The organism is uncultured Roseibium sp., from assembly GCF_947499295.1.
Lineage (GTDB): Bacteria > Pseudomonadota > Alphaproteobacteria > Rhizobiales > Stappiaceae > Roseibium.
Genome location: NZ_CANMNP010000090.1, coordinates 1 through 1,660, shown reverse-complemented (window position 1 = coordinate 1,660; position 1,660 = coordinate 1). Strand labels below are relative to the sequence as shown.

Genomic DNA, 1,660 nt, shown 5'->3' with positions numbered 1-1,660 from the left:
GTTCATCGAACTCGCAGGATAACTGTGTCAAGACAAAGCCATTGGTCTCACATCAAGAAAAATTTGCGACACTACCTGCCGATTTTGCCCGGTGACAGCAGCAGGGCATCCGACAAAAATTTTAGAAAGAACCGCTTGGCCGCATTCAGATCGCGCTTTGCCGTGAGCAGAAAATCGACCGTATCTCCGGGCTTATCGATGGCCCGATACAGATAGCGCCATTGGCCCTTGATGCTCACATAGGTCTCATCGATGCGGACCGAGCCGCAATGTGGTTTGCGGAAACGCCGCAACCGTTTCTCCATTAGGGGGGCGTAGGTTAGAACCCACCGGTTGATCGTGCTGTGATCGACTTCAAAGCCGCGTTCCAGAAACATTTCTTCCAAGTCCCGATAGCTAAGCGGATAACGCAAGTACCAGGAGACTGCCTGGATGATCAGCCAGACCTCGAACTGTCTGCCTTTGAAGTCACCCTTCGATTGGCGTTTCAGTTTTCAACGATGTCACTCAAAATCATCACTCGGAACTCCAATTTCTGGAGCGCCCTTTCAACAGCCAAACCTCAAGGCGTGGTTAACGCGAAAAACTTTGCGACACGCCCTTGGAAAATCGTTCATAGCTCTTATGCAAAAGCTTTGTGAGAAAATGAACAAATAACATAATATGATCGTGCCCGGAAATTCAAACGCACAGCTAAGGCGGGGTGTTTGGATTATCTTGTAAATACCGGCCGATATCTAGATCCTCCTCATCGAAGCCATCTGCCGGATTTATCTGTGACCTCTCTTCGTCCCCCAGCCCGATTTCATGATTTCCGGCTAACAGATCCAGGATCTCTTCAATTGACCACCCCCCATCAGAGGTCAAGTTGTCCATATGGAAAGGACCGATGCCCTGGTCCGGCTGTGTGAGCTCCTGACAGATCTGCTGAATATCCACTGGGTCTACGGGATGCTGATGCTCTCCTGAATTTTCCAACAGAAGCGTCCGTATCCGATCTGATCGCAAGGCAAGATCAAAGCGTTCAGGAACTTTCAACACGGAGTTCGGACGGTCGCTGACCTTGACCAGGGAACTCAGTTTTGCAAAAGGGCTCTCCTTGCCAATCACTTGCGGTATGAGCGTGGCATGCGTTTGCAGGACCTGGAACATCTTGGCAAGGGCTTGAGGGGCGTCTTTTCCTGCATTCGTTAGCAGATAACTGATATTTTGGAACTCTACCGGTTTGTCCTTACCGACCACAGCACTGAGATCGTCAAGAGGCTTGTCAAGCACTGTCAAGAGCTTCTTCAGAGCCTCCGGTGCCTGGGCTCCGGCACCGCTCAGCATGGAGGACAGACTTGTGAGCGGAACACCCTGCTCTTTAAGTTTGTTCAGGCTAGGGCTGGCCTCTTTCAGCACTTTCATGAGCTTCTTCAGAGCCGCCGGTGCCTTGGCACCCGCACCATGAAGCATGGCGGACAGGCTTGCGGGCGAAACACTCAGCCCTTTAAGCTCTTCCAGGCGGGGCCTCGCCCCTTGCAGCACTGTCACGAGCTCATCCAGAGCCTCCGGCGCCTTGGCTCCGGCACCATGAAGCATGGCGGACAGGCTTGTGAGTGGAACACCCTGCTCTTCCAGGCGAAGCTTCGCCCCTTGCAGCACTGTCACGAGCTCATCC

At 52.7% G+C, this 1,660-nt stretch carries 1 protein-coding gene and 1 pseudogene; both read right to left on the bottom strand.

The window, feature by feature from the left end:
* Positions 1 to 77: 77 nt before the first annotated feature.
* Positions 78 to 517 (bottom strand): annotated as a pseudogene (locus Q0835_RS29830) (IS6 family transposase); the annotation flags it as partial.
* A gap of 176 nt (positions 518 to 693) precedes the next feature.
* Positions 694 to 1,660 (bottom strand): hypothetical protein (locus Q0835_RS29825; protein WP_298967108.1); only part of this gene is annotated, 967 nt, incomplete at its 5' end.